Annotated in this window: 28 protein-coding genes; all 28 read left to right on the forward strand. The window is 65.1% G+C overall.

Annotation, left to right across the window (positions count from 1 at the left end; all coding sequences use genetic code 11):
• A partial coding sequence (locus MFF07_RS04765; RefSeq protein ID WP_238231034.1) for a 30S ribosomal protein S10 occupies positions 1-105 on the forward strand: 105 nt, incomplete at its 5' end.
• Between the two features lie 50 nt (positions 106-155).
• On the forward strand, positions 156-896 hold the full coding sequence (gene rplC / locus MFF07_RS04770; RefSeq protein WP_147818255.1) for a 50S ribosomal protein L3: 741 nt from the start codon (positions 156-158) through the stop codon (positions 894-896).
• Positions 896-1,516 (forward strand): 50S ribosomal protein L4, encoded by a 621-nt coding sequence (rplD, locus tag MFF07_RS04775; RefSeq protein ID WP_147818256.1) that lies wholly within the window; start codon positions 896-898, stop codon positions 1,514-1,516. The genes rplC and rplD overlap by 1 nt, the downstream gene beginning before the upstream one ends.
• Positions 1,513-1,809, forward strand: coding sequence for a 50S ribosomal protein L23 (locus tag MFF07_RS04780; protein ID WP_147082402.1), 297 nt, complete (start codon positions 1,513-1,515; stop codon positions 1,807-1,809). The genes rplD and MFF07_RS04780 overlap by 4 nt, the downstream gene beginning before the upstream one ends.
• 26 nt (positions 1,810-1,835) lie before the next feature.
• Positions 1,836-2,672, forward strand: coding sequence for a 50S ribosomal protein L2 (rplB, locus tag MFF07_RS04785; protein WP_147818257.1), 837 nt, complete (start codon positions 1,836-1,838; stop codon positions 2,670-2,672).
• A gap of 5 nt (positions 2,673-2,677) precedes the next feature.
• Positions 2,678-2,956 carry a 30S ribosomal protein S19 gene (gene rpsS, locus MFF07_RS04790; protein ID WP_147082398.1) on the forward strand — a complete coding sequence of 93 codons (279 nt, stop codon included), beginning with the start codon at positions 2,678-2,680 and terminating at the stop codon, positions 2,954-2,956.
• A gap of 1 nt (position 2,957) precedes the next feature.
• Entirely contained in the window at positions 2,958-3,341 is a 384-nt protein-coding gene (gene rplV / locus MFF07_RS04795) for a 50S ribosomal protein L22 (protein ID WP_147818258.1), read from the forward strand.
• 10 nt (positions 3,342-3,351) lie between these two features.
• Entirely contained in the window at positions 3,352-4,098 is a 747-nt protein-coding gene (rpsC, locus tag MFF07_RS04800) for a 30S ribosomal protein S3 (RefSeq protein WP_147818259.1), read from the forward strand.
• A gap of 35 nt (positions 4,099-4,133) precedes the next feature.
• Complete coding sequence (gene rplP, locus MFF07_RS04805; RefSeq protein ID WP_147082392.1) at positions 4,134-4,547, forward strand: 50S ribosomal protein L16; 414 nt, start codon at positions 4,134-4,136, stop codon at positions 4,545-4,547.
• Between the two features lie 14 nt (positions 4,548-4,561).
• The gene (rpmC, locus tag MFF07_RS04810; RefSeq protein WP_147818260.1) at positions 4,562-4,777 is read left to right on the forward strand and encodes a 50S ribosomal protein L29; all 216 of its coding nucleotides are present in this window, start codon (positions 4,562-4,564) and stop codon (positions 4,775-4,777) included.
• A 12-nt stretch (positions 4,778-4,789) separates the two neighbouring features.
• Positions 4,790-5,071, forward strand: a complete 282-nt coding sequence (gene rpsQ / locus MFF07_RS04815; protein ID WP_147818261.1) for a 30S ribosomal protein S17 — start codon at positions 4,790-4,792, stop codon at positions 5,069-5,071.
• Positions 5,072-5,471: 400 nt separating this feature from the next.
• Positions 5,472-5,840 (forward strand): 50S ribosomal protein L14, encoded by a 369-nt coding sequence (rplN, locus tag MFF07_RS04820; protein WP_147047092.1) that lies wholly within the window; start codon positions 5,472-5,474, stop codon positions 5,838-5,840.
• The gene (rplX, locus tag MFF07_RS04825; RefSeq protein ID WP_147082387.1) at positions 5,840-6,157 is read left to right on the forward strand and encodes a 50S ribosomal protein L24; all 318 of its coding nucleotides are present in this window, start codon (positions 5,840-5,842) and stop codon (positions 6,155-6,157) included. Before rplN ends, rplX begins: the two co-directional genes overlap by 1 nt.
• Positions 6,150-6,836 carry a 50S ribosomal protein L5 gene (gene rplE / locus MFF07_RS04830; RefSeq protein WP_238230843.1) on the forward strand — a complete coding sequence of 229 codons (687 nt, stop codon included), beginning with the start codon at positions 6,150-6,152 and terminating at the stop codon, positions 6,834-6,836. Before rplX ends, rplE begins: the two co-directional genes overlap by 8 nt.
• A gap of 38 nt (positions 6,837-6,874) precedes the next feature.
• The gene (gene rpsN, locus MFF07_RS04835; protein ID WP_147818262.1) at positions 6,875-7,180 is read left to right on the forward strand and encodes a 30S ribosomal protein S14; all 306 of its coding nucleotides are present in this window, start codon (positions 6,875-6,877) and stop codon (positions 7,178-7,180) included.
• Positions 7,181-7,192: 12 nt separating this feature from the next.
• Positions 7,193-7,588, forward strand: a complete 396-nt coding sequence (gene rpsH / locus MFF07_RS04840; protein WP_147818263.1) for a 30S ribosomal protein S8 — start codon at positions 7,193-7,195, stop codon at positions 7,586-7,588.
• Between the two features lie 15 nt (positions 7,589-7,603).
• On the forward strand, positions 7,604-8,137 hold the full coding sequence (rplF, locus tag MFF07_RS04845) for a 50S ribosomal protein L6 (protein WP_147818264.1): 534 nt from the start codon (positions 7,604-7,606) through the stop codon (positions 8,135-8,137).
• 10 nt (positions 8,138-8,147) lie between these two features.
• Positions 8,148-8,510, forward strand: coding sequence for a 50S ribosomal protein L18 (gene rplR / locus MFF07_RS04850; protein ID WP_147818265.1), 363 nt, complete (start codon positions 8,148-8,150; stop codon positions 8,508-8,510).
• A 133-nt stretch (positions 8,511-8,643) separates the two neighbouring features.
• Positions 8,644-9,231, forward strand: a complete 588-nt coding sequence (rpsE, locus tag MFF07_RS04855; protein WP_147818266.1) for a 30S ribosomal protein S5 — start codon at positions 8,644-8,646, stop codon at positions 9,229-9,231.
• 12 nt (positions 9,232-9,243) lie between these two features.
• On the forward strand, positions 9,244-9,435 hold the full coding sequence (rpmD, locus tag MFF07_RS04860) for a 50S ribosomal protein L30 (protein ID WP_147047099.1): 192 nt from the start codon (positions 9,244-9,246) through the stop codon (positions 9,433-9,435).
• A 10-nt stretch (positions 9,436-9,445) separates the two neighbouring features.
• On the forward strand, positions 9,446-9,943 hold the full coding sequence (gene rplO / locus MFF07_RS04865; RefSeq protein ID WP_147818267.1) for a 50S ribosomal protein L15: 498 nt from the start codon (positions 9,446-9,448) through the stop codon (positions 9,941-9,943).
• Between the two features lie 104 nt (positions 9,944-10,047).
• Positions 10,048-11,394, forward strand: a complete 1,347-nt coding sequence (gene secY, locus MFF07_RS04870) for a preprotein translocase subunit SecY (RefSeq protein WP_147818268.1) — start codon at positions 10,048-10,050, stop codon at positions 11,392-11,394.
• A gap of 130 nt (positions 11,395-11,524) precedes the next feature.
• Complete coding sequence (locus MFF07_RS04875) at positions 11,525-12,127, forward strand: adenylate kinase (RefSeq protein WP_147818269.1); 603 nt, start codon at positions 11,525-11,527, stop codon at positions 12,125-12,127.
• Positions 12,128-12,350: 223 nt separating this feature from the next.
• Positions 12,351-12,719: a 30S ribosomal protein S13 gene (gene rpsM, locus MFF07_RS04880; RefSeq protein WP_147082367.1), complete on the forward strand. Its 369-nt coding sequence runs from the start codon at positions 12,351-12,353 to the stop codon at positions 12,717-12,719.
• A 173-nt stretch (positions 12,720-12,892) separates the two neighbouring features.
• Positions 12,893-13,282 (forward strand): 30S ribosomal protein S11, encoded by a 390-nt coding sequence (rpsK, locus tag MFF07_RS04885; RefSeq protein WP_147818270.1) that lies wholly within the window; start codon positions 12,893-12,895, stop codon positions 13,280-13,282.
• 26 nt (positions 13,283-13,308) lie between these two features.
• Positions 13,309-14,190, forward strand: coding sequence for an MBL fold metallo-hydrolase (locus MFF07_RS04890; protein WP_238230845.1), 882 nt, complete (start codon positions 13,309-13,311; stop codon positions 14,188-14,190).
• 96 nt (positions 14,191-14,286) lie between these two features.
• The gene (locus tag MFF07_RS04895) at positions 14,287-15,306 is read left to right on the forward strand and encodes a DNA-directed RNA polymerase subunit alpha (protein ID WP_147818272.1); all 1,020 of its coding nucleotides are present in this window, start codon (positions 14,287-14,289) and stop codon (positions 15,304-15,306) included.
• A gap of 203 nt (positions 15,307-15,509) precedes the next feature.
• The gene (gene rplQ, locus MFF07_RS04900; RefSeq protein WP_147818273.1) at positions 15,510-15,926 is read left to right on the forward strand and encodes a 50S ribosomal protein L17; all 417 of its coding nucleotides are present in this window, start codon (positions 15,510-15,512) and stop codon (positions 15,924-15,926) included.
• The last annotated feature ends 23 nt before the right edge of the window (positions 15,927-15,949 follow it).

Genomic DNA, 15,949 nt, shown 5'->3' on the forward strand with positions numbered 1-15,949 from the left:
ACGCACAAGCGTGTGCTCGATATTGTCGATCCGACCCCCCAGACCGTGGACGCGCTGATGAAGCTCGACCTCGCCGCTGGCGTGGACGTGGAAATCAAGCTCTAAGCCCCGCGGGGACCTAGAGCTTTAGCGATCATCGCGCGAGGGAGAGACCTATGCGCTCAGGCGTCATTGCACGAAAGGTCGGCATGACCCGCGTCTTCACGGACGCAGGCGAGCATGTGCCGGTTACCGTGCTTCAAATCGATCAGTGCCAAGTCGTGGCACACCGCACCGTCGAGAAGAATGGCTACGTCGCCCTTCAGGTCGGTGTCGGTAAGGCCAAGGTTAAGAACGTCTCGGCAGCCGAGCGTGGCCGCTTCGCGGTCGCCAAGGTCGAGCCGAAGCAGAAGCTTGCCGAATTCCGTGTCAGCGAAGACTCGCTGATCCCGGTCGGTGCCGAGATCACGGCCGATCACTTCATCCCGGGCCAGTTCGTCGATGTGACGGGCACCAGCACGGGTAAGGGTTTCGCCGGCGGTATGAAGCGCTGGAACTTCGGTGGTCTGCGCGCCACCCACGGCGTGTCCGTGTCGCACCGTTCGATCGGTTCGACCGGCGGCCGTCAGGACCCGGGCAAGACCTTCAAGAACAAGAAGATGCCCGGTCACATGGGCGTCGATCGGGTCACCACGCAGAACCTCAAGGTCGTGCGTATCGATCCCGAGCGTGGCCTGATCCTCGTCGAGGGTGCCGTCCCCGGTGTCGCCGGCGGCTGGATCCAGGTTCGCGATGCGGTGAAGCGCGCGCTTCCCGCAGACGTGCCGCTTCCCGGCAAGTTCCGTGAGAACGGCGCCAACGGTTCGGCTTCCAAAGAGGCGCCCGCCGAGGCGCCCGCAGCCGAGGAGAACGCGTGATGAAGCTCGATATCACCACGCTCGACGGGTCTTCGGCCGGCTCGGTCGAGCTCAGCGAGGCCATCTACGGTCTCGAGCCTCGTGCCGACCTTCTGCAGCGTATGGTGCGCTACCAGCTCGCCAAGCGCCGCGCCGGCACCCATGCGGTCAAGAACCGTTCGGACATCGATCGGTCGACCAAGAAGATCTACAAGCAGAAGGGCACCGGTAACGCCCGTCACGGCGCCGCTTCCGCTCCGCAGTTCCGCGGTGGTGGTCGCGCCTTCGGTCCGGTCGTGCGCAGCCATGCCCACGACCTTCCCAAGAAGGTTCGTGCCCTGGCTCTCCGTCATGCCCTCTCGGCCAAGGCCAAGGCCTCGACCCTGATCATCGTCGACGACATCAAGGTCGACGACCACAAGACCAGGACCATGGTCGAGCGGCTGGGCAAGCTCGGCTGGTCGAGCGCGCTGATCATCGGCGGGCCCGAGGTCGACGAGAATTTCGGCCGCGCCGCCCGCGCCGTGCCGAAGATCGACGTCCTGCCCGTGCAGGGCATCAACGTCTACGACATCCTGCGCCGCGACACGCTCGTGCTGACGCGCGCGGCCGTCGATGCGCTGGAGGAGCGTTTCAAATGAGTGCCGATCCGCGCCACTACGACATCATCGTCTCCCCGGTTATCACCGAGAAGGCGACGAACCTCACCGAACAGAACAAAGTCGTCTTCCGGGTCGCACCGAAGGCTACCAAGCCGCAGATCAAGGAAGCGGTCGAGAAGCTGTTCGACGTCAAGGTGACCGGCGTGAATACGCTGATCACCAAGGGCAAGAAGAAGTTCTTCCGCGGTCAACGCGGTCAGCGGTCCGACGTGAAGAAGGCGATCGTCACCCTCGCCGAGGGTGATACGATCGACGTCACGACCGGCCTCTGAGAACGCGATAGTCTAGGATCAAGCCGATGGCCTTGAAGACATTCAAACCGGTCACGCCGAGCCTTCGCCAGCTCGTGCTCGTCGACCGCCGTGAGCTCTACAAGGGCAAGCCGGTAAAGAAGCTGACCGTGGGCAAGTCGTCCTCCGGCGGCCGTAACAACCTCGGTCGCATCACCGTCCGCTTCCGCGGCGGTGGTCACAAGCGCACCCTGCGTAACGTCGACTTCAAGCGCCGCGAGAACCTCGGCGTGTCGGCGACCGTGGAGCGGATCGAGTACGATCCGAATCGCACGGCCTTCATCGCGCTGATCGGCTTCCCCGACGGCAAGCAGGCCTACATCATCGCGCCGCAGCGGCTTCAGCCCGGCGACAAGGTGATCGCGGCCGAGCAGGTCGACATCAAGCCGGGCAATGCCGGTCCGATCGGCAACATGCCGGTGGGCACCATCGTCCACAACGTCGAGCTGAAGATCGGCAAGGGTGGCGCGATCGCCCGCTCCGCCGGCAACTACGCTCAGATCGTCGGACGTGACCAGGGCTACGTGACGCTGCGCCTGAACTCGGGCGAGCAGCGCCTCGTGCACGGTCAGTGCTTCGCCAGCGTCGGTGCGGTGTCGAACCCGGACCACATGAACATCTCGCTCGGCAAGGCCGGTCGCAACCGCTGGCTCGGCAAGCGTCCTCACAACCGCGGCGTATCGATGAACCCCGTCGATCACCCGCATGGCGGCGGCGAGGGACGTACCTCGGGCGGCCGCAATCCGGTCACGCCCTGGGGCGTGCCGACCAAGGGGAAGAAGACGAGGTCCAACAAGCGGACCGACACCTTCATCCTGTCCAGCCGTCATAACCGTAAGAAGTAATCGCCATGGCACGCTCCCTCTGGAAGGGGCCGTTCGTCGACGGCTACCTCCTCAAGAAAGCCGACGCCGCCCGCGGCTCCAGCCGCAACGAGGTCGTCAAGATCTGGAGCCGCCGCTCCACGATCCTCCCGCAGTTCGTTGGCATCACCTTCGGTGTGCATAACGGGCAGAAGCACATTCCGGTCTACGTCACCGAGGAAATGGTCGGTCACAAGTTCGGCGAGTTCTCGCCGACCCGCACCTTCCACGGTCACGCAGCCGACAAGAAGGCGAAGAGGCGCTGACATGGGCAAGCCATCCACCCCGCGCGCTCTGCCGGAGAACGAAGCCAAGGCCGTCGCGCGCATGCTGCGCGTCAGCCCGCAGAAGCTGAACCTCGTCGCTCAGCTCATTCGCGGCAAGAAGGTCGATTCGGCCCTCGCCGACCTGCAGTTCTCCCGCAAACGCATCGCCGTCGAGGTCAAGAAGTGCCTCGAGAGCGCCATCGCCAATGCCGAAAACAACCATGATCTGGACGTCGACGATCTCGTCGTCAGCCAGGCCTTCGTGGGCAAGGCGCTGGTTCTCAAGCGTTTCCATGCCCGCGCCCGCGGTCGCGGCGCCCGTATCCTGAAGCCTTTCGCGAACCTGACCATCGTGGTCCGCGAAGTGCGCGCTGAAGCGGCCTGAGGAGGACTCCATGGGTCAGAAAATCAATCCGATCGGCCTGCGTCTCGGCATCAACCGGACTTGGGATTCTCGCTGGTTCGCCGGCAAGGGCGAATACGCCAAGCTGATGCACGAGGACGTCGCGATCCGCGCCGCCCTCATGAAGCAGCTGAAGCAGGCCGCTGTCTCCAAGATCGTGATCGAGCGTCCGCACCGGAAGTGCCGCGTCACCATCCACTCGGGTCGCCCGGGCGTGGTCATCGGTAAGAAGGGCGCGGATATCGAGAAGCTGCGCAAGCTCGTCGGCTCGATGACGAAGGCCGACGTGACGATCAACATCGTCGAGGTCCGCAAGCCCGAGATCGACGCCGTCCTCGTCGCCGACTCGATCGCCCAGCAGCTCGAACGTCGTGTCGCCTTCCGCCGCGCCATGAAGCGCGCGGTGCAGTCGGCGATGCGTCTGGGTGCCGAAGGCATCCGCATCAACTGTGCCGGTCGCCTCGGCGGCGCCGAGATCGCCCGGACCGAATGGTACCGCGAGGGCCGTGTGCCCCTGCATACGCTTCGCGCCGACGTCGATTACGGCACGGCCACCGCATTCACGACCTACGGGACCTGCGGCATCAAGGTCTGGGTGTTCAAGGGCGAGATCCTCGAGCACGACCCGATGGCCCAGGACAAGAAGGCCCAGGAAGAAGGCGGCCGTTCCGGCGGACGTCGCGATCGTGACGGCGATGGTGGTGGTGGCCGCGGCCGCCGCGAACCCGCTCACGCCTGATCGCCTGAGCCTTAGGAGAGTTTTGAGAGGCTGCCATGCTGCAACCCAAGAAGACCAAGTTCCGTAAGCAGTTCAAGGGGCGCATCCATGGCGCGGCCAAGGGCGGGTACGACCTGAACTTCGGCACGTTCGGCCTCAAGGCTGTCGAGCCGGAGCGTGTTACCGCGCGGCAGATCGAGGCGGCCCGCCGCGCGATCACCCGCGAGATGAAGCGTCAGGGTCGTGTCTGGATCCGGGTGTTCCCGGACGTTCCGGTCACCGCCAAGCCCACCGAAGTCCGCATGGGCTCCGGTAAGGGAGCGCCCGAGTATTGGGCGGCTCGCGTTCACCCGGGCCGTATCATGTTCGAAGTGGACGGCGTCGCCGAGACCGTAGCCCGCGAGGCGCTTCGCCTCGGGGCCGCCAAGCTTTCGGTGCGCACCCGCATCATCGCCCGAATCGCCGACTGAGAGGGGAGGGGATCATGAAGTCGTCACAGAGACTGTCGGATCTGCGCGCCCTGTCGCCGGATCAACTGAGCGACGAGCTCATCGCGCTCAAGAAGGAGCAGTTCAACCTGCGCTTCCAGGGTGCCACGGGCCAGCTCGAGAACGTCGCCCGCGTCCGTGAGGTTCGCCGCGACATCGCCCGCGTCCGTACGCTTCAGCGTCACAAGACGCTCGCGTCGGCTCAGGCCTGAGGAGTTTCAACCATGCCGAAGCGCGTCCTTCAGGGCACCGTCGTCAGCGACAAGACCGATAAGACCATCACCGTGAAGGTGGAGCGCCGCTTCACCCACCCGGTCATGAAAAAGACCGTGCGCCGCTCGAAGCACTACCATGCCCATGACGAGGCGAATTCCGCCAAGACCGGGCAGACGGTGTTCATCGAGGAGTCGCGGCCCTACTCGAAGACCAAGACGTGGAAGCTGGTCGAAGATCAGGCCGCCGCAGCGGAAGCTGCCGGTCAGGCTCCGGTCGCCGACCACGCCTGAGGCCATCGTCTACCGGGAGGATTGCATCCCGAGTTTTCGACGCGTCCGGGTTCTTCCATCGCAAACACCGGCAGGTCGCCCGATCTCGGGTTCCCTGCCGGTTTTTCGTTCGGTTGCGCTGGACGGACACTCCGCTCGCCGGTGTGTTCGTCATGATGTGAGAGCGCGACGCGGTGCTTTAGGTCTTGCACGGTCGGATCGATCGTAGTATCCGCCGCACCTTCGCGACATTCAAAAGGGTGTTTGCACCCTTCGACCGCGGTGACCGCGCCGGGGCCTTTACGGGCCACGCAAGCGCGGTCCGTTACATTCGGGGATCCCCAATCCCCATCAGGCGTCGTCCGCCGGACAATACCGTCCGCGTGCGGATACCCGCCCGAAACAAGGAAAGGTCACTTCCGTGATCCAGATGCAGACGAATCTGGACGTCGCTGACAACTCGGGTGCGCGTCGTGTGATGTGCATCAAGGTGCTCGGCGGGTCGAAGCGCAAATATGCCGGCGTCGGCGACATCATCGTCGTCTCCGTCAAGGAAGCCATCCCGCGCGGCCGCGTGAAGAAGGGCGACGTCATGAAGGCGGTCGTCGTGCGCACGGCCAAGGCCGTGAAGCGTGTCGACGGGTCCGTGATCCGCTTCGACAAGAACGCCGCCGTTCTGATCAACAATCAGAAGGAGCCGGTCGGCACCCGTATCTTCGGGCCCGTGCCGCGCGAACTTCGCGCCCGCAACCACATGAAGATCATCTCGCTCGCCCCGGAGGTGCTGTAATGGCCGCCAAGATCAAGAAGGGCGACACCGTCGTCGTTCTGACCGGTCGCGACGAAGGTCGGTCCGGTGAGGTGATCCAGGTGATCCCGAAGGAGAGCCGTGCGCTCGTCCGCGGCGTCAACCTGGTCAAGAAGCACCAGAAGCAGACGCAGAGCCAGGAAGGCGGCATCATCTCCAAGGAGGCCGCCATTCACCTGTCCAACATCGCGATCGCCGATCCCAAGGACGGCAAGCCGACCCGCGTCGGTTTTCGCATTCTCGACGACGGCCGCAAGGTCCGCTTCGCCAAGCGCTCGGGGGATCTGATCGATGGCTGATGCCAAGAACACCAAGCCGGCCAAGGGTGCTCCCAAGGACGGCGCCAAGGACAAGGCGAAGTCCAAGGACATCGCCCAGGCTGCCGGCGGCGGCGAAGTGAAGGCGAAGCCCCGCAAGGCGGCATCTCCGGATGGTTACACGCCTCGTCTGCGCAAGCACTACGAAGAGGTGGTTCGTCAGAAGCTGATCGAAGAGTTCGGCTACAAGAACCCCATGCAGGTGCCGCAGATCGAGAAGATCGTCATCAACATGGGCGTCGGCGAATCCACTGCCGATTCCAAGAAGGCCACCGTGGCCGCTGCCGACCTCGCCCTCATCGCCGGCCAGAAGCCGGTGATCACCAAGGCCCGGAAGGCCATCGCGACCTTTAAGGTGCGCGAAGGCATGCCAATCGGCTGCAAGGTGACGCTCCGCAAGGCGCGCATGTACGAGTTCATCGATCGGTTGATCACGATCGCGCTCCCGCGCGTCCGCGATTTCCGTGGCCTGAACCCGCGTTCCTTCGATGGTCGCGGCAACTACGCCATGGGCCTCAAGGAGCATCTCGTGTTCCCGGAGATCTCCTACGACAAGGCGGAGCAGGTGTGGGGCATGGACATCGTCGTCCAGACCAGCGCCAAGACCGACGCCGAAGCGAAGGCTCTCCTCGCCCAGTTCAACTTCCCGTTCCGGCAGTGAGGACTACGCCCCTCATACGCGGACACCGGAGATAGCAGATGGCTAAGAAAAGCTCAGTCGAGAAGAACAACCACCGCAAGGCGCTCGTGAAGCGCTTCGCCGAGAAGCGCAAGGCGCTCCTCGCCACCGCCAACGACACCTCGAACGAGATGGAGCAGCGCTTCGAAGCGCGTCTCAAGCTCGCCGAGCTGCCGCGCAATTCGTCGCCGGTTCGCGTTCGCAACCGCTGCGAGGTCACCGGGCGCCCCCGCGCCTTTTATCGCAAGCTCGGTCTGTCCCGTATTGCCCTGCGTGAGCTCGGCAACAAGGGCCTGATCCCGGGCCTCGTGAAGTCCAGCTGGTAAGGGGGAGCCACCATGGTCAACGATCCCGTGGGTGATATGCTCACCCGCATCCGCAACGGCCAGCTTCGCCGCCGCAGCGTCGTCCAGACGCCCGGCTCCAAGCTGCGCAAGAGCGTTCTCGATGTGCTCAAGTCCGAGGGCTACATCCGTGACTACGCCGTGACCGACCTCGGTAACGGCCGTACGGAGTTCGCCATCGAACTGAAGTACTATGACAACCAGCCGGTGATCCGCTCTCTGCAGCGCGTGTCCAAGCCCGGCCGCCGCGTCTACTCGTCGGTTGGCGAGCTGCCGCGTGTCGCCGACGGTCTCGGCATCACCATCATCTCGACCCCGCAGGGCGTCATGGCCGATCACATTGCGCGCGAGCGCAACGTCGGCGGTGAAGTGCTCTGCAAGGTGTTCTGATCCGGAGGACAGCCAATGTCTCGCGTAGGCAAGAAGCCCGTCCCCGTTCCGTCCGGCGTCACCGCCACGGTCACGGGTCAGACGGTTAAGATGAAGGGCTCCAAGGGCGAGCTCGAGTTCGTGGTGCCCTCGCAGGTCATCGTTGCGTTCGAGGACGGCGCCGTCACGGTGCAGCCCAAGGACCAGTCGAAGGTCGCGCGGTCGCTCTGGGGTACGTCGCGTGCCCGCGTCGCCAACCTCGTCGAAGGTGTGTCGAAGGGCTTCGAGAAGAAGCTCGAGATCACCGGCGTGGGTTATCGTGCGGCCATGGCCGGCAAGGCTCTCAAGCTGTCGCTCGGCTACAGCCACGACATCGAATACGAGATCCCGGCCGGAATCACGATCGTGACGCCCAAGCCGACGGAGATCACCATTACCGGGATCGACCGTCAGAAGGTCGGCCAGGTCGCCGCCGAGATCCGCGACTATCGCGGTCCCGAGCCTTACAAGGGCAAGGGCGTGAAGTACGCGGGCGAGTTCATCTTCCGTAAGGAAGGCAAGAAGAAGTAAGGGGGCGATCATGTCTACGAAGAACGAAGCCCTCATCAAGCGTAAGGCGCGTGTGCGTCGTGCGCTTCGGGCAGCGGCAAACGGTCGGCCCCGTCTCTCGGTGTTCCGCTCGTCCAAGCAGATCTACGTTCAGGTCATCGATGATGCCGCCGGCACCACGCTGGCTGCGGCGTCGAGCCTCGACAAGGGCATCAAGGGCGACCTGAAGACCGGCGCCGACGTCGCCGCCGCTCAGGCCGTCGGCAAGCTCGTCGCCGAGCGCGCCAAGGCTGCCGGCGTCTCGAAGGTCATCTTCGACCGCTCGGGCTACATCTTCCACGGCCGCGTCAAGGCACTTGCCGACGCGGCCCGCGAAGGCGGCCTCGAGTTCTGATTCCTGCGTGACTTGTCCGGGCGGCCGACGCTGCCCGGACCCGGTACGAACCGCCCGTCCCTGATCGGCGGATTTGGACCATCGAGCGAGCGGATCGTTACGATCCGCGCCAGTGAGATGAAGTGGAAAACAAATGGCACGTGAACGTGAAGGCGGTGGTCGCGGCCGCCGCGATGACCGTGAGGAGCGCGACAGCGAGTTCGTGGACAAGCTCGTCCACATCAACCGCGTCGCCAAGGTCGTGAAGGGTGGTCGTCGCTTCGGCTTCGCCGCTCTCGTCGTCGTCGGCGACCAGAAGGGTCGCGTCGGTTTCGGTCACGGCAAGGCCCGTGAGGTCCCCGAGGCCATCCGCAAGGCCACGGAAGCCGCCAAGCGCGGTCTGATCCGGGTGTCCCTGCGCGAAGGCCGTACCCTGCATCACGACGTCAACGGACGTCACGGCGCCGGCAAGGTCATCCTGCGCGCTGCGCCCCAGGGTACCGGCATCATCGCCGGCGGCCCGATGCGCGCCGTGTTCGAGACCCTCGGCATGCAGGACGTCGTCGCCAAGTCCCTCGGCTCCTCGAACCCCTACAACCTCGTCCGCGCGACGTTCGACGCGCTCAAGAACGAGGATAGCCCGCGCTCCGTCGCCGCGCGCCGTGGCCTCAAGGTGTCCGCTCTGCAGTCGCGCCGTCGCGATTCGGATCCGGCCGACACCTCCGAAGCCGCAGTGGCGTAAGGGGAGGGCAGAATGGCTACCAAGACTGTCCGCATCGAGCAGATCGGTTCGCCGATCCGCCGTGAGGCTTCTCAGCGCGCGACGCTGATCGGCCTGAAGTTGAACAAGCTGCATCGTGTGTCCGAACTGGAGGATACGCCCTCCGTTCGCGGCATGATCCGCAAGGTTGCGCACCTGGTGCGCGTCCACGGCGACGTGGCTTGAGGAGGGCGCGATGAAGCTCAACGAAATCCACGACAACGAAGGCGCAACCAAGAACCGGATGCGCGTCGGCCGGGGCATCGGCTCCGGCAAGGGCAAGACCGGTGGACGCGGCGTGAAGGGTCAGAAGGCCCGCACCGGCGTGTCCATCAAAGGCTTCGAGGGCGGCCAGATGCCGTTGCATCGGCGCCTGCCCAAGCGCGGCTTCAACAACCTGTACTCGACCGACCTCAACGAGGTGAATCTCGGCCGGGTGCAGCAGGCGATCGACGCCGGCAAGCTCGATAAGGCGGCGACCGTGACGGTCGATTCCCTCGTCGAGGCGGGCGTCATCGCCCGGGCTCGCGACGGCGTGAAGCTGCTCGGCGTCGGCGAACTGACCGTGAAGCTCAGCTTCGAGGTCACGCGTGCTTCGAAGTCCGCCGTCGAGGCGGTCGAGAAGGCCGGCGGTTCGGTCACGACCAAGTTCGCGTCGGGCGTCGCCCATCGCGGGTCTGTTGCGTCGGCCTGAGCCAACGCTTAAGTCCAGGCATCCTGCGGCGGCCCGTGCACCTCGCGCGGCCGCCGCATTCGTTTTGACGATCCTCCGGACGGCATTCTTCGGGAACCCGTGACATGGCCTCAGCCGCCGAGCAGCTTGCCGCCAATCTGAACTTCGGCGCCATCGCGAAGGCCGACGAACTCAAGAAGCGGATCTGGTTCACGATCGGTGCGCTCATCGTGTTCCGCCTCGGGACCTACATCCCGATTCCGGGCATCGACCCGGAGCAGTTCGCCAAGAACTTCCAGAGTCAGGCCGGCGGCGTGCTCGGCATGTTCAACATGTTCTCCGGCGGTGCCGTCGAGCGCATGGCGGTGTTCGCGCTGAACATCATGCCGTACATCTCGGCCTCGATCATCGTTCAGCTCCTGACCTCGGTCGTCCCGACGCTCGAAGCCCTCAAGAAGGAGGGCGAGTCCGGCCGCAAGGTGATCAACCAGTATACCCGCTACCTCACCGTGGTGCTGGCACTGGTGCAGTCCTGGGGCATCGCCTTCGGCCTCCAGGGCTCGAACGCCGTGATCAATCCCGGCCCGTTCTTCATTCTCTCCACCGTCCTGACGTTGACCGGCGGCACGCTGTTCCTGATGTGGATCGGCGAGCAGATCACGTCGCGGGGCATCGGCAACGGCTCCTCGCTGATCATCTTCGCCGGCATCGTCGCCCACCTGCCGGCCGCGATCTTCGGCGCGCTGGAACTGACCCGCACCGGCGCGCTCTCACCCGCCCTGCTGCTGGGCGCGACGCTCGCCGCCGTCGGCCTCGTCTACTTCATCGTGTTCATGGAGCGGGCCCAGCGCCGGCTGCTGATCCAGTACCCGAAGCGCCAGGTCGGAAACCGGATGTACGAGGGCCAGACCTCGTTCCTGCCGCTGAAGCTCAACACCTCGGGCGTGATCCCGCCGATCTTCGCCTCGTCGCTGCTGCTGCTGCCGGCTACCGTGGCGAGCTTCTCCGCGAGCCAGGGCTCGAGCGGGATCCTCGGTACGCTGACCGCCTATATCGGGCACGGCCGGCCACTCTACATGGTGCTCTACGCCGCGCTGATCATCTTCTTCACGTTCTTCTACACGGCCGTCGTCTTCAATCCGCAGGAGACGGCCGACAACCTGAAGAAGCATAACGGCTTCATCCCGGGCCAGCGGCCCGGCGAGCGTACGGCCACCTACATCGACAAGATCCTCACCCGGATCACGGTGATCGGTGCGCTGTACCTGACCTTCGTCTGCCTCGTGCCCGAGATCGTCGCCTCCTATACCTCGGCGAGCCTCGGCTTCGGCGGCACCTCGCTGCTGATCGTGGTGTCGGTGACCATGGATACGGTCGCCCAGATCCACGGGCATCTGATGGCGCACCAGTACGAGGGGCTCGTGAAGAAGGCGAAGCTGCGCGGCGCCTCGACCAACCAGCGTCGACGCTGACGGTCGTCTCTCAGTCAAAGGTCTACGGGAGAGGCGGCATGAAAGCCGTTCCTCTCTCGCCCTTCGGTAGATTATCCTGCCAGACGGAAGAAAGAGCCCGCGAGGCGGGCCTGAGGAGGATTACGACGTCATGCGGATCATTCTGCTCGGACCGCCCGGGGCGGGGAAGGGCACCCAATCCGAGCGAATCACGCACGCCTTCGAGGTTCCCCAGCTCTCGACCGGCGACATGCTTCGCGCCGCCGTCGCAGCCAGCACGCCCGTCGGCCTTGAGGCGAAGTCGATCATGGAGAGCGGCGGCCTGGTGCCGGACGCCGTCGTCGTCGGCATCGTCGCCGACCGCGTCGAGGAGCCAGACGCCAAGAACGGCTTCATCCTCGACGGTTTTCCGCGCACGGTGGAGCAGGCCAAGGCGTTGGATGCGATGCTGAAGGCGAAGGGGCTCGACCTCGACACCGTCATCGAGTTCGTGGTGGACGAGAATGCCCTCGTCGGCCGGATTGCCAAGCGCGCCGAGGAGACGGCCGCCCGCGGCCAGCCGGTGCGCAAGGACGACACGCCGGAGGTCTTCAAGTCACGCTTCGAGGCCTACAAGAAGCAGACCGCGCCGTTGTCGGATTACTATGACGGGCTCGGCCACCTGCAGAAGGTCGACGGCATGAAGCCGATCGATGAGGTGACGGCCGACCTCAAGGCGATCCTCGAACCTTACCGGCAGACTGTCGCCTCCTGAACGGAACCGTCGAGGATACAACCCTTGACACCTTTGGAGGCCTGCGCTAGGCGGGCCTCCTTCGTCCAGACCGCGATCGGGTCCGGGGCGCCTCAATGAGGCTGCTCTTGGGCCGATTTGTCGTTACGGGCGTATCTTGCACCGCACGCAAGGGCCGGCCTCCACCGGACGCGTGCATGTTCATCAGGCCGGGCATTGCCCGCGCCGACCATGGAGAAGACCCTTGGCTCGTATTGCCGGCGTTAACATCCCGACCAACAAGCGCGTTGTCATCGCGCTTCAGTACATCCACGGCATCGGTGCCAAGAACGCCGGCGAGATCACCGAGAAGGTCGGCATCCCGGCCGAGCGCCGCGTCAACGAGCTGACCGACGCCGAGGTTCTCCAGATCCGTGAGACGATCGACCGCGACTACATGGTCGAGGGTGACCTGCGCCGCGACGTCTCGATGAACATCAAGCGTCTGATGGACCTCGGCTGCTACCGCGGTCTGCGCCATCGCCGCAACCTGCCCGTCCGCGGACAGCGCACCCACACCAATGCGCGTACCCGCAAGGGCAAGTCCAAGCCCATCGCCGGCAAGAAGAAGTAATCTATCGCGATTGGGAGGCCGTGCTTCGCTCGGCCTCCTGAACGTCGAGCCGGGTGTTCCGCTATGGGCATCGGCTTCGCTGGCGAGCGCTCCACGGACACGCCGCCAACTCCCAAAAGAATCCCGAGCACCTGGAATTACGGGTGCGCTTGAAGGACAGGTAGAGAACACAGATGGCCAAGGAACCGACCCGCGTCCGCCGGCGCGAACGCAAGAACATCGTCTCGGGCGTCGCGCATGTCAGCGCCTCGTTCAACAACACGATGATCACGATCACCGATGCGCAGGGCAACACGATCTCGTGGTCCTCGTCGGGCGCGATGGGCTTCAAGGGCTCGCGCAAGTCAACGCCGTACGCCGCGCAGGTCGCCGCCGAGGACGCTGCCCGCAAGGCCTCCGAGCATGGCATGCGCACCCTCGAAGTCGAGGTCTCCGGCCCCGGCTCGGGTCGTGAATCCGCACTTCGCGCGCTGCAGGCTGCCGGCTTCACCGTCACCTCGATCCGCGACGTGACCTCGATCCCGCATAACGGCTGCCGCCCGCGGAAGCGCCGTCGCGTCTGATCGGTACGAGGCAGAAGGAGATACCCGTGTCGGACGGTGCGAAGCCGCTCCCTGGCGTGTTGCGTTGGAATCTCGGCGACCTCACGGTCACCGTGCTCAATGACGGCTGGTTTCAGGATGCGGCCGAGAACCTCGTCGCGGGGATCTCTGCGGAAGAGGCGATCCGCCTGCAGGAGGCCGGTTTTCGGCCTTCAAGACCGCGGATCACGCTGAACGCCTTCCTGATCACGGGCGCGGGCCGCAAGCCGCTCCTGATCGATGCGGGCTACGGCGGTTTCGCGCCGACCGACACCCTCGGTCGCGTCCCGGCGGCTCTCGCCACCACGGGCATCTCGCCGGAGGAAATCGAGACGGTGCTCGTCAGCCACCTGCACCCCGACCATGTCGGCGGTTTGCTGGGGGATGACGGCAAGGCCCGTTTTCCGAACGCCGAGCTCGTGCTCCATGCCGACGAGGCGGCCCACTGGCTGCCCGACGCGGCGCTGGCTGCGGCACCGGACGGCGCCAAGGCGTATTTCGAGAACGCCCGCAAGGTCGTGTCGGCCTACGAGGGCCGCGTCCGCGAACATCGCGGCGGCGAGATCGCGCTGGGCATCACGGCAGTTCCACTGCCCGGCCACACGCCGGGCCATACGGGTTTCCGGATCACGTCGGGCGAACGGTCGCTTCTGATGTGGACCGATATCGTCCACCTGCCGGCGATCCAGTTCGCCAATCCCGAGGCGGGCATGGGTTTCGATGTGGACGGCGATCGGGCGCGGGAGACGCGCAAGCGGATTCTGGCGCAAGTAGCCGACGAACGTACGCTGATCTCCGGCTCGCATCTCGAGTTTCCGGCTATCGGTTACGTGGTGCGCGAGGACGGTGCCTACCGCTTCGTGCCGGAGCTCTGGGTGTCAGGGCAGTAACAACTTCAGGGACTGGCTCAGGCGCGGGGGCGCGCATGGGTCGGCCGAAGTACGGATCGGGACGCCGGCCGTGCGCGTTCGACGAGAGGTAGGATCGTGGTCATTCAGAAGAACTGGCAAGAGCTCATCAAGCCGAACAAGCTGCAGGTCGCGGCCGGCGACGATCCGAAGCGGGTCGCCACCGTCGTCGCCGAGCCGCTCGAGCGCGGCTTCGGTACGACGCTCGGCAACTCGCTGCGTCGGGTGCTGCTCTCGTCGCTCCAGGGCGCTGCGGTGACCTCGGTCCAGATCGACGGCGTGCTGCATGAATTCTCGTCGATCCCGGGCGTCCGCGAGGACGTCACCGACATCGTCCTGAACATCAAGACGATCGCCATCCGCTCGCAGACGGATACGCCGAAGCGCATGACCCTGCGCAAGACCGGCCCGGGCCTCGTCACCGCCGGCGATATCGGCGTGGTCGGCGACATCCAGATCCTCAACCCCGACCTCGTGCTCTGCACGCTGGACGACGGCGCCGAGATCCGGATGGAATTCACCGTCGCCACCGGCAAGGGTTACGTCCCGGCCGAGCGCAACCGTCCCGAGGACGCGCCGATCGGCCTGATCCCGGTCGACGCCCTGTTCTCGCCCGTGACCAAGGTGAGCTACCGCGTCGAGACCACCCGCGAGGGCCAGGATCTCGACAAGGACAAGTTGACCATGACGGTCGAGACCAACGGTGCGATCTCGCCGGAAGATTCGCTGGCCTACGCCGCGCGCATCATCCAGGACCAGCTGCAGATCTTCGTGAACTTCGAGGAGCCCCGCAAGGAAGAGGCCGCGCCGCTCGCGCCGCAGCTCCCCTTCAACCCGGCGCTGCTCAAGAAGGTCGACGAGCTCGAGCTGTCGGTTCGTTCGGCGAACTGCCTGAAGAACGACAACATCGTCTACATCGGCGACCTCATCCAGAAGTCGGAGGGCGAGATGCTGCGCACCCCGAACTTCGGCCGTAAGTCGCTCAACGAGATCAAGGAAGTGCTCGCGGGCATGGGCCTGCATCTCGGCATGGACATCCCCGGCTGGCCGCCGGAGAACATCGAAGATCTCGCGAAGCGCTTCGAAGAGCACTACTGAGGCGCAGGCGAATCCGCCTCGGGCTGGATCTGGCGGCGCGCATCGGTGCTGGCAGTTTGGTCTTTTCGACCCGGCACCGAACCGCCGGGTCGAAGTCGCAAGAGAATCCCGCCGCGGGGTCAAGCGGAGCTAAGCAATCGCCTCACGCCCGAGGCGCTCGGCCGTACCGTGGCACGGCGGCCGATCAGACAAGGAATGCCATCATGCGTCACGGTTTTCGCGGTCGCCGCTTCAACCGCACCACCGAGCACCGCAAGGCGATGTTCGCGAACATGACTGCCGCGCTGATCAAGCACGAGCAGATCATCACCACCCTGCCGAAGGCGAAGGATCTTCGTCCGGTCATGGAGAAGCTGATCTCGCTCGGCCGCATCGACAGCGTGCACACGCGCCGTCTGGCCATGGGCCAGATTCGCGACGCCGATCAGGTCAAGAAGCTCTTCACGGTGCTCGGCCCGCGCTACACCACCCGTCCGGGCGGCTATTGCCGGATCATGAAGGCCGGCTTCCGCAAGGGCGACAACGCTCCGCTCGCCGTCATCGAATTCGTCGATCGCGACGTGAGTGCCCGCGGCAAGGATTCAGGCCCGGTGCAGGGCGGCGAGTCCGAGGCGGCCTGAGCCCCTCGCGCATACGGTCTTTC

Origin of the sequence: Methylobacterium thuringiense, from assembly GCF_022179645.1 — a bacterium.
GTDB lineage: Bacteria > Pseudomonadota > Alphaproteobacteria > Rhizobiales > Beijerinckiaceae > Methylobacterium > Methylobacterium thuringiense.

Coding starts and splice junctions, on each gene's coding strand:
- rplQ (WP_147818273.1), top strand. CDS start 15,510: ATGCGTCACGGTTTTCGCGGTCGCCGCTTCAACCGCACCACCGAGCAC.
- rplB (WP_147818257.1), top strand. CDS start 1,836: ATGGCCTTGAAGACATTCAAACCGGTCACGCCGAGCCTTCGCCAGCTC.
- rpsN (WP_147818262.1), top strand. CDS start 6,875: ATGGCTAAGAAAAGCTCAGTCGAGAAGAACAACCACCGCAAGGCGCTC.
- rpsE (WP_147818266.1), top strand. CDS start 8,644: ATGGCACGTGAACGTGAAGGCGGTGGTCGCGGCCGCCGCGATGACCGT.
- rpsH (WP_147818263.1), top strand. CDS start 7,193: ATGGTCAACGATCCCGTGGGTGATATGCTCACCCGCATCCGCAACGGC.
- rpsS (WP_147082398.1), top strand. CDS start 2,678: ATGGCACGCTCCCTCTGGAAGGGGCCGTTCGTCGACGGCTACCTCCTC.
- rplC (WP_147818255.1), top strand. CDS start 156: ATGCGCTCAGGCGTCATTGCACGAAAGGTCGGCATGACCCGCGTCTTC.
- rplV (WP_147818258.1), top strand. CDS start 2,958: ATGGGCAAGCCATCCACCCCGCGCGCTCTGCCGGAGAACGAAGCCAAG.
- rplX (WP_147082387.1), top strand. CDS start 5,840: ATGGCCGCCAAGATCAAGAAGGGCGACACCGTCGTCGTTCTGACCGGT.
- rpsQ (WP_147818261.1), top strand. CDS start 4,790: ATGCCGAAGCGCGTCCTTCAGGGCACCGTCGTCAGCGACAAGACCGAT.
- rpsC (WP_147818259.1), top strand. CDS start 3,352: ATGGGTCAGAAAATCAATCCGATCGGCCTGCGTCTCGGCATCAACCGG.
- rpsK (WP_147818270.1), top strand. CDS start 12,893: ATGGCCAAGGAACCGACCCGCGTCCGCCGGCGCGAACGCAAGAACATC.
- MFF07_RS04780 (WP_147082402.1), top strand. CDS start 1,513: ATGAGTGCCGATCCGCGCCACTACGACATCATCGTCTCCCCGGTTATC.
- rplR (WP_147818265.1), top strand. CDS start 8,148: ATGTCTACGAAGAACGAAGCCCTCATCAAGCGTAAGGCGCGTGTGCGT.
- rplP (WP_147082392.1), top strand. CDS start 4,134: ATGCTGCAACCCAAGAAGACCAAGTTCCGTAAGCAGTTCAAGGGGCGC.
- rpmD (WP_147047099.1), top strand. CDS start 9,244: ATGGCTACCAAGACTGTCCGCATCGAGCAGATCGGTTCGCCGATCCGC.
- rplD (WP_147818256.1), top strand. CDS start 896: ATGAAGCTCGATATCACCACGCTCGACGGGTCTTCGGCCGGCTCGGTC.
- secY (WP_147818268.1), top strand. CDS start 10,048: ATGGCCTCAGCCGCCGAGCAGCTTGCCGCCAATCTGAACTTCGGCGCC.
- rpmC (WP_147818260.1), top strand. CDS start 4,562: ATGAAGTCGTCACAGAGACTGTCGGATCTGCGCGCCCTGTCGCCGGAT.
- rplF (WP_147818264.1), top strand. CDS start 7,604: ATGTCTCGCGTAGGCAAGAAGCCCGTCCCCGTTCCGTCCGGCGTCACC.
- rplO (WP_147818267.1), top strand. CDS start 9,446: ATGAAGCTCAACGAAATCCACGACAACGAAGGCGCAACCAAGAACCGG.
- rplE (WP_238230843.1), top strand. CDS start 6,150: ATGGCTGATGCCAAGAACACCAAGCCGGCCAAGGGTGCTCCCAAGGAC.
- MFF07_RS04875 (WP_147818269.1), top strand. CDS start 11,525: ATGCGGATCATTCTGCTCGGACCGCCCGGGGCGGGGAAGGGCACCCAA.